Origin of the sequence: Syntrophothermus sp. (assembly GCF_013314835.1) — a bacterium.
Lineage (GTDB): Bacteria > Bacillota > Syntrophomonadia > Syntrophomonadales > Syntrophothermaceae > Syntrophothermus > Syntrophothermus lipocalidus.
The window spans coordinates 1-8610 of the sequence record NZ_JABUEX010000073.1; the positions used below are offsets into that span (position 1 = coordinate 1).

The 8610-nt window shown below is 49.8% G+C and carries 10 protein-coding genes; 3 read left to right on the top strand and 7 right to left on the bottom strand.

Annotation, left to right across the window (positions count from 1 at the left end; translation table 11 throughout):
* From HPY90_RS13760 to HPY90_RS13770, 3 genes are all read left to right on the top strand, one after another.
* Positions 1-257: hypothetical protein (locus HPY90_RS13760; RefSeq protein WP_287195313.1), on the top strand; the 257-nt coding region annotated here is incomplete at its 5' end.
* 36 nt (positions 258-293) lie between these two features.
* The gene (locus HPY90_RS13765; RefSeq protein ID WP_287195315.1) at positions 294-560 is read left to right on the top strand and encodes an AbrB/MazE/SpoVT family DNA-binding domain-containing protein; all 267 of its coding nucleotides are present in this window, start codon (positions 294-296) and stop codon (positions 558-560) included.
* A complete protein-coding gene (locus tag HPY90_RS13770) occupies positions 560-973 on the top strand; it encodes a type II toxin-antitoxin system VapC family toxin (RefSeq protein WP_287195317.1) in 414 nt (137 codons plus the stop codon). Before HPY90_RS13765 ends, HPY90_RS13770 begins: the two co-directional genes overlap by 1 nt.
* Before the next feature lie 254 nt (positions 974-1227).
* Here the strand turns inward: HPY90_RS13770 and HPY90_RS13775 are convergent, their stop codons facing one another.
* The 7 genes from HPY90_RS13775 to HPY90_RS13805 form a co-directional block, all read right to left on the bottom strand.
* The gene (locus HPY90_RS13775; RefSeq protein WP_287195319.1) at positions 1228-2397 is read right to left on the bottom strand and encodes an MFS transporter; all 1170 of its coding nucleotides are present in this window, start codon (positions 2395-2397) and stop codon (positions 1228-1230) included.
* 243 nt (positions 2398-2640) lie between these two features.
* Positions 2641-3465: a class I SAM-dependent methyltransferase gene (locus HPY90_RS13780; protein WP_287195321.1), complete on the bottom strand. Its 825-nt coding sequence runs from the start codon at positions 3463-3465 to the stop codon at positions 2641-2643.
* The gene (locus HPY90_RS13785) at positions 3452-4483 is read right to left on the bottom strand and encodes a radical SAM/SPASM domain-containing protein (protein WP_287195323.1); all 1032 of its coding nucleotides are present in this window, start codon (positions 4481-4483) and stop codon (positions 3452-3454) included. Before HPY90_RS13785 ends, HPY90_RS13780 begins: the two co-directional genes overlap by 14 nt.
* Positions 4484-4486: 3 nt before the next feature.
* Entirely contained in the window at positions 4487-4753 is a 267-nt protein-coding gene (locus tag HPY90_RS13790) for a PqqD family protein (RefSeq protein ID WP_287195324.1), read from the bottom strand.
* Positions 4754-4957: 204 nt separating this feature from the next.
* Positions 4958-6919, bottom strand: coding sequence for an ABC transporter substrate-binding protein (locus HPY90_RS13795; RefSeq protein ID WP_287195325.1), 1962 nt, complete (start codon positions 6917-6919; stop codon positions 4958-4960).
* Between the two features lie 48 nt (positions 6920-6967).
* Positions 6968-8011, bottom strand: a complete 1044-nt coding sequence (locus tag HPY90_RS13800; RefSeq protein ID WP_287195327.1) for a radical SAM/SPASM domain-containing protein — start codon at positions 8009-8011, stop codon at positions 6968-6970.
* 267 nt (positions 8012-8278) lie between these two features.
* On the bottom strand, positions 8279-8610 hold a 332-nt coding region (locus tag HPY90_RS13805), incomplete at its 5' end, for a hypothetical protein (protein ID WP_287195329.1).

Below are 8610 nucleotides of genomic sequence, written 5' to 3' on the forward strand. Positions count from 1 at the left end.
GCAGATTTCCCGGACCGGTTGCGGGAGAAGGCCGCGATAAAAAAAGCGACGTTCTTGCTGTCAGCCTGGTTGGCAACAAAGTCATCATTGAACCCCTTGCCAGGTCCGGCAAAGAGAACTGGCAGCAAATCCTCGAAGAGACAGCGGGGATTTGGCCCGAGGTTGATCCGGGATATGTCGATGAACTCCGCGCTGCGGCGCGGCAAAGGCTGGAGGAGGCTCCGTGCGTTCAGGCAACTACCCTTGACAGGAACTGATGTAAGGATTATATTCAGGTGTAAGGAGGTATTTAAATGATAAGAGCAAAGTTAACAAGTAAGGGACAGGTAACAATACCCGTAATCGTCCGCCGCAAGCTTAACCTGCAACCGGGAGACGAGCTCGTCTTCGATTTCGGCCCGGACGGAGAGGTTAAGGTCAGGGCCCTGAAGCGCAAACGCTTAACCGAACTCTACGCTTCTCTGCCTGCTAAGAGACCTTACCCCGGCAAGACGGAAGTTCGCGAAGAGGTAGCCACCGGACTCGCCCGGCAGATACTGGGCAAGGGGAAAGAAACGTAATGGTTTATTTGTGGGTTGATGCCAACGTTGTCCTGCGCTTTCTCACCGGCGACCCACCGGAAATGGCTGCTAAAGCCCTGGAGCTAATGAGCCGTGCTGAAAAGGGAGAAATCGGCTTACGCGTATCTCATCTGGTAGTAGCCGAAATCATCTGGGTGCTTTCTTCTTTTTACAGGTATGCCAAAAGCCAGATCGCCGAAACCCTGATCTCCTTTCTCGGCGCCGACGGTATTTACGCCGAAAACCCCGCGTTGCTTATCCAGGCTCTGCAAGATATGGCGGAAAAAAACGTCGACTTCGTAGTTGCCTACCTTGCCGCGCTGGCCCGGGCACAGGAAGAAGGTATCTGTTCTTTTGACAATGATCTTGAAAAGTTAAGCGTCAGATGGGTTACCCCGCCAGGAGATGGATAACCCGATAAAAAACTCCAGAAGTCTCTTTCACGTTTCTTTAATCTATTCATCGACCCAATCTAGCTGCATGTTAAAACCTGCTTCAGATAAACCTGAATTCCCTGATTCCTAACCGCTCATCCATGGCCAAGAGCAGGAAACAAAGACATCAGCAGAACAAAAACCATCAAAAAGGAGATGCCCTTGAGGGAAAAACTTCTCTTCATCAAAATCCCCCTCCAAACCTTCTTGATCTTTGGATTAAATTCTCACGGCTAGCCTTGATACTCGCTTTTGTAGCAACCTAAGAGGGTGCTCTTTAGCGTGAAGATTGCAAGCAAAAGGCAGAAGGCCGACAACGCAAAAGGGTAGTGAGGATTCAGCTCAAACAACTTGCCTCCCGCAACTAAGCTTAGCGCCCCTTCCGCAGCTACTAATGTGGAGAACACACCAAACAAGGTGGCCCTTTGTTGCCGGTCGGTTAGGTCAGCCAAAACCACTTTGTGGAGATAAAGAGCTACGGAGATCCCGCTCAAGACCAGAATGGTGCTCAAGATCGCTACAGCCGCCAGCTTGTGAAAGGCAATTAAGACGAGCGAGCTTAGGAGTATCACCGTGAGCACCAAGACTAAGACCAGCACCCGGTTGAGCCTGTCCGCGAACGGCCCCAACAGCAATTGGGTGATTAAGTAGACCCCATTGGCAATACCGTAAGTTACTGCCACTGTGCTGTCGCTCACTCCCGCCACATGCACAAGGTAGAGCACATAGTAAGTGGTCAGCATTCCCGCGGCCGGGGTGTAGAGCAGATAGTAAGTCATAAACTGTCGCAATACAGGGGATGAGCTTTTGGCAGCATAGGCCAGCTGGTGGAAGAGATGGCTCAGGCTGAAAACTGACTTTTGCTCAGACCGGTTGCTATCCTTGAGCCTCGCCCAGAACAAGATCGCCACCGCTAGGGCCAAAACCATGTAAATGAGGAAACCGAGCCTCGTCCCCTGGTAGACTCCCAACTGATGCACAACCGCACCCACAACAAAGGAAGAAACGATGGTGGCCACAGTTACGGCAAGCCAGTTTAAGGAGTATATCCTCCCCCGCTCTTTATTGGCCGTGTGGTCTGCCATGACTGCATCGAGTGCCGGCAGAGCAGCTACCCGAATCCCGAGCAGGCACATCCCAACCAAGACCCAGACCCAGTTTCTTGCGAGGAGAAAGAGACTCAGGATCAAGGGGAAAAAGCAGTGAGTGAGGACAATAAACCGCCTCCTCCCAATCTTGTCGGCAACGTATCCCCCTACCAGCCCGAAGGAAAGCAGCACATAATCTACCGCCATTATTCCTCCGACAACCTGGGGAGTGGCCCCCAACGCCTCCAGGTAACGGGTAAACAACGGGTTCACCAGACCCGCGCCTACCGCTACCAGAGTGTTCGCCAGGATCAAAGCTCCCGGTATTCCCCGTAAGGTACTAAACACCTGCTTGTAATCAGCGCAGGCACCAACTAGAGACCCGATTACACGATTGATTCACTAGCCCCTCCTTCTCGCCCGACTTTTTAAAACCGAGACTTTAGGATGCCCTGTTCCCAACGGGTGAATTTTCTGCTCTACCGGAAGAGCTTCTGGGTCAGGCCCATGAATGCCTCTCGCTTTTTGTGCCATTGTTTGGCCTCAGTCTGCGTCCATTTACTCCAGCTCGTTTTTCTTAAACCAGATTAAAGCATCTTTGTGCCAGGACTTCACCCATATATCGACATCTTTTTCAATAATTTGTCCTTTCCTTTGTAGTTCTTCAAACAGTTCTCGTTCCTGGGCGGGAGTTAGTTCTAATTCCAGCCTCAGCAACTCCAGCATAAGATTCCACGGGTGGTCAAACACCCTGGTAATGATACTCACATTGGCCTGGACACCCAGCTGGTACAAGATGTTGCACAGGTAAATGTACTCGTCCATGAAGATGTGGCCTGTCTTAAAGACCTTCCGATACGTATCTGTGAATCCGTTGTCTGCAGAAGTGACCAAAAATAGAAGGTTTTTTGTCCAGTTCAACATTTTCCGCAAAGCTCCCTTGATGTCTGGCATGGAAAAGCAATAAGCGGCATTTACCACATCGTAGAGCTCAAGTTCGCTTTCTTCAGTGTCCTCCCACCTCTTGTTGATGATCTCAATGTTACTTAGACCCTCTCGCTCGGCCTTTTCCTTTAAACGACCAACTTGGCCCGAAGAGGGCTCAATTGCCGTAACTTTTCTCACTGTTTTGGCGAACTGAATGGTAAACGCCCCATCACCCGCCCCTATATCAAGAACAGTAAATTCTGGGGCAATCAAACTCCTCATTTTATCGAAAATCGGCCCTGGATAATTAACGTAACTGTAATGGAGCTCCATCAATTCGGCCGGCCGAGTGTTATAATATTGCTGGAGGGTGACCCCTTTCTTTCTTAACCGGCTCAGGAAAAAATCACTTTCCTTTCGTTTTACCCATTCTATAGCCCAATCAAACTGCTGCATGCCGAAGCCCTCCTCTTGCCCTTACGCACATCGGGTCTTCGGCATAAAAGTCGCCATTGAACAAAAAGGCCAGGGCGCGGCAACCGCCGCAGATGCGCTTATAAGCGCAACTGCCACAGCTTCCCTTGAGTTTTTCCAGATCAAACTCGCGAAATGTCTTAAAGACTGGCGAGTTATTCCAGATTTCCTGGATGCTTTGTGTTCTGATATTACCCGCACGAAAGATGATCAGGTCGCACGGAGTTACAGTCCCGTCAGGCATTATCTGGCACCAGTCCCCACGCAATAACCCGCACATAATGGATCTTCTGAATTCGTTAGCACCTACAAAATCCTTTTGGCCCTCGAGATAACCGTAAGGACCGCCGCGAAGAGAGAGCTCCGGATACGCTTCTTTTATCCTGACATACGTCTCTTGGAAAACCGCTTTTTCTTCATCATTCAGAAGGAGATCTTTTTCCCAGGCCATTCCCCTTCCTACCGGGATGAATTCGGCAAGCAGGAAACTATCGACCTTTAATTCCGCCAACAATTTTGCTAAATCTTCTAGTTCGCTCAAAGACCTCTTGGTTACAGAAGTCCTTACTTGGACTGGGATGTTTTTGCTCTTCAATAGTTTTATCGAATCCAGGCAGCGTTCAAATGTCCCTTCTCCTCTTATGAACTCGTGGCTCTCCTGCAAGCCTTCAAGGGGGATCTGAACAAACTTTATGTCCATACAGGATAAAATTTCGACTATTTCTTCGTTCAACATTGCTCCATTCGTAAGGAGGGTAACAACAAAGCCCATTTCACGGATCGCTTCCAGTATTGCCTCGATATCCGGCCTTAGCAACGGCTCTCCTCCCGTAATATCCAGCTGCATAACTCCCATTGAATATAGCTGTTTCAGCAAATCTTTTATTTCGCCCAGACTAAGTTCATTTCCTAACTTTCTCCCTGCATCGACATAACAATGCTTGCACCTTAAGTTGCATTCATTAGTTACAACCAATGTAACGCTATTTAGTTCGCACACCACTCAACACCTCCCTCTGCCAATAAGACCCCTTGCCTCCAGCTCATTTAACACCATATAAACATCCTCAGCAGCAGTCTTGCTGTCAATGCCGTAATATTCAGCGAATTTTTGAATAACATCTTCGATGCCGAGATCGTCCAAACATTCCCAGATGAATCTGGCGCTTTCGTTAAGCTCGACTACAACACCACTTGTGTAATCGTAGATCAAAAATACCGAACCAATGTCCCTGCATTTTAACTTCCCTTTTTTAAACATCTTTTCCATACAATCACTCCTTTAAATAAAGCAGAAAATTGGCGGGGGATGAGAGGAAATTAACACTACTCGACGGGCACTCCCAGCGCGTGAGGTGTGCAGGCAATTCTGCGGATCCGGACTACAGGCTTAACATACTTCCGCATGAGGCTTCACCTCCTCCCATCAAGAGTTATTTTCTTCCACCCATCCATCCCCCGCCAGCTTTGAAAACTACTTTTGCCAGAGATTGAACAAGGTCTGGTAACACACAGGACCGAGGCCTTTTTGCATTACCCATCCATCAAATCTGTCAGTCCGGTAAGGGTAAAGCATTACATCCCACGCCAGAGCGATTCCAGGCAGTTCACGGGCATGGTATTGCTGCATCTCTTTAACACCTTCGGTCATTCGAGTATTGTCTTGTGCATAAATCACTTTTTCATAGGCCTTTATATACGCTGGATCGGCGTAAGTACCGTAACCGTTTGGATGGTCAATAAAATAAGTGCCACCCGCGTCGCCAAGCACGCCAAACACTGTCATATAACCAATAAGTATACCAAAGTCTCTTTTTCTCCACGCCTTTTCCTTCCACTTGTCGTAGTTTCCTATCACCTCTTGATCAATGCGGGCATCAATCCCCACCTCTTTTAGGTAGCTGCAGACCATCTCGGCCACGCGGATCATCGTCTCCTCTTTCCCAGGTCTGGTCTGCGGCATCACGTAAACCGGCTCCGTGATCTTCAGAGAAGCCAGAAGTTCCCTCGCCTTCTGCGGGTTGTACTCAAGCTTGGGGATAGAACGATCGTAACCAGGCATGGCTGGAGGCACAATCCCCTTGCCGGGAACCTCGCCGTATTTGCCACAAATTGACCGAACAATATTCTCATAGTTGATTGCGTAAGCAACAGCTTCCCTGAACTTCTTCTCTTTCATCGGGTAGTTCTTGTAGCAGAAGGCCAGGTAGGCCGGAACCTGGAGGCCGGGAGTTAGGCCCAGGTTTATGTTTTTATCGCCTTCCAAAGTTGAAGCGTAAGATCCGGGGACAGGCATTGAGTAGTCAGCAATAGCATCTATCTCCCCTTTCTTCAGGGCGAGAACAACCTGGTCGAAGTTCTTGTAGTACTTGATTTTCACTTTCTCGACAGAAGGGGCACCCTGGAAGTAGTCATGATTGGCCCGGAAAATAGCGGTCTGAGTCGCCTGGTCGTAACTTTCAAAAATGTAGGGCCCACACCCGATCATGTTCTTCTTGTCGGTGTACTTTAGCGGCTCATCGACATTCTCCCAAATGTGTTTGGGGATGAGATAACCGACCGCGAGCTCTTTCAACAACATCATTACCACGGGTTCTTTCAGGTTCAAAACTACGGTATATTTGTCAACAACCTCCGCGTTTTCAAGAAACGGCCTAGCAGTATTCATGTCCCACCCAACATTGTGCTTCTTCTTGTACTCAAAGGTAAACTTGACGTCTTCAGCAGTCACTTCCCGGCCGTCATGCCACTTGACTCCTTTTCTCAGGAAAAACTTTATCGACTTTCCGTCAGGTGAGACTTCCCACCTTTCTGCCACACAGGGGATCACGTTCAGGTCCGGGTCAAACCTCACCAAGTGAACATGCGAAAAACCAGTGGAACATAGTCTCTGCCAGGCTCCGTTTGGACTAAAGAGATCCACCGGATCAAGTGGCGATAGCGTTCCTAGTACCAGTTCTTGAGCCTTTTCTCCCGCGCCTCCCCCAACGGTTATGCGCACGAGCCGGGTAGCAGCATCCCACTGCACCTTCGCCCCGAAGGCTTCAGCGATAAAGCGCAAGGGAACCACAGTGCGGCCACTGATAATCTTTGCCGGTACCTCTAAAACTACCTCAGTGACTCCCTTTTCGGTGATAGAAGCAATCTTACTGCCGATAGTTAGCTTAATGATGGCATCCCCTTTTTTCGCAGTTACCGTCTTGGTTTTCCCATCCCATTCGACCGAGGCTCCTAAAGCTTCACATAGTGCCCGAGCAGGAACCAGCACCCTTCCCTTTTCAATGAACGGCTGGATGTCGAATGTTAGAAACTCGTTATTTACTGCAACCTTTACCCGGTCAGCCTGCTGGCCGGCCGAGACAGGAATCGCAGCAAAGAGGTTTATGGCCAGCATCAACACCAAGAGAACCGCTAGAGGTTTACTTAACCGTCTCATAACTTGAACCACCCTCCTCTGTGGCTTTTTGAGACATTCGGGATTAGCTTATTTGACAGCCTCCCGTTCTTCGCGTGCTTTCAAAACATGGTAGCAGGTGAAATCTTCTGCATAAAAATCTCCGGTATGGAGCACTGCCAGGGCACGGCAGTAACCTGCACACACCTTTTTGTACCTGCACGTGCTGCAGACGCCTTTCAGTAGTTCGGGGTTAAACTCGCGGAATGCTTTCATGATGGGGGCGCCTTCCCAAATTGTTTCAAATCTTTGTTTCCTTACATTGCCTGCGTTAAAAGTCATGATCTCACACGGGCTCACCGTACCGTCTGGTTTCACCAGGCACCAGGTTTTGCCACATGGACATAAGATACTCTCTTCCTGCAAGTACTGCTGAAATATTTCCTCTTCTAAAAATCCACAAGGGTCCGCCGATATCTCGATTTTGTCTCTGTATTTCTCCTTGATCTTTTTCCCGGTCAGGCGGAAGGAACGCATCCCCTCTGCATCGAGCATCAAATCTTCCTTATAACCCATCCCCCTACCGGCCGGGAAAAAGCGGACAAAGCCCAACTTCGAGGCCCCCATACCGACAGCTAGGTCTGCTATCTTCTCAAGTTCGCCCACGTTCCGCCTGTTCACTGTGGTCCGCACGGCCACACTAACTCCTTCCTCAGCAAGCAACCTTACGGACTCTAAGACAGCCTCATATGTCCCATCCCCCCTTAAGTAGTCATGGTTTTCTTTTAAGCCATCCAGGCTGACCTGGACGTGCTTCAGGCCCAAGCTGCCTAGTGTGCTCGCCACTTCCCGATCGACAAGGGTCCCATTGGTTATCAAAACAACCGAAAAATCCAGGCCTTCGGCATACTCAATGATCTCAAACAAGTCAGGCCGCAACAAAGGCTCACCGCCACTAAATTCCACCTCCATGGTTCCCAACTGGGAAAGCTCTCCAAGCAACTGCTTGATCTCATCCAGGCTCAGCTCATTGTCTAGCTTCTCCCCGGCGCTGGCATAGCAGTGGCGGCACTTGAGGTTGCACTCGTTAGTCAACTCAATAGTTACTACCAGAGGTCCCTGAATCCACCCCACCCCCTCTCAAACACAAAAAACCGCGAAGATCTTACCCGCCTTCATGGCAAGGTAGAAACCTTCGCGGTTTCTGTTTCCAGGATATTCCGTTGTTTCTTGATCGCATTCTACTACACAAGGATTCCCCCGCGCAAGACAAAATTTCCTAAGCGCGGAACCGAGAGCGCGTTTCAGAAGGAGCAGCGCTCCGATAATCCTCTTTTATTGGGTTCTTTCTGGCATTTTTCATTCCCGGAAGACCGGGTGCCGCACGGACACCACCGGTGCTCACTCTTTTTCGGCGTATATCACCGCATCCCTGTACCAGCACTTGACCCAAAGTGTGCCATCTTCTTTCGTGAAAAGCTTTCCTTCCGCCTCCAGGAAGGCGCGCACTTTGTCTTCATCTCCCGGGGTGATTCCCTCATCGTGGCGCCAGGTCTTGACCAGCAGGTCCCAGGGGTAAAGATAGCGCCTGGTGTTGATCTCCACGTTGGCCTTGATCCCCAGCTGGTAGACCACATTATAGAGGATGATATAGTCGGGAGGGGGCTCATAGTCGGGGACGAAGAGGGGATACACCGCAGCCAGGGAGCTGCCGGCCTGGGTGATCAGGAAAA

Excerpts from the sequence above, each read along its gene's own strand:
- HPY90_RS13765 (WP_287195315.1), top strand. The coding sequence starts at position 294 with ATGATAAGAGCAAAGTTAACAAGTAAGGGACAGGTAACAATACCCGTA.
- HPY90_RS13770 (WP_287195317.1), top strand. The coding sequence starts at position 560 with ATGGTTTATTTGTGGGTTGATGCCAACGTTGTCCTGCGCTTTCTCACC.
- HPY90_RS13780 (WP_287195321.1), bottom strand. The coding sequence starts at position 3,465 with ATGCAGCAGTTTGATTGGGCTATAGAATGGGTAAAACGAAAGGAAAGT.
- HPY90_RS13790 (WP_287195324.1), bottom strand. The coding sequence starts at position 4,753 with ATGGAAAAGATGTTTAAAAAAGGGAAGTTAAAATGCAGGGACATTGGT.
- HPY90_RS13795 (WP_287195325.1), bottom strand. The coding sequence starts at position 6,919 with ATGAGACGGTTAAGTAAACCTCTAGCGGTTCTCTTGGTGTTGATGCTG.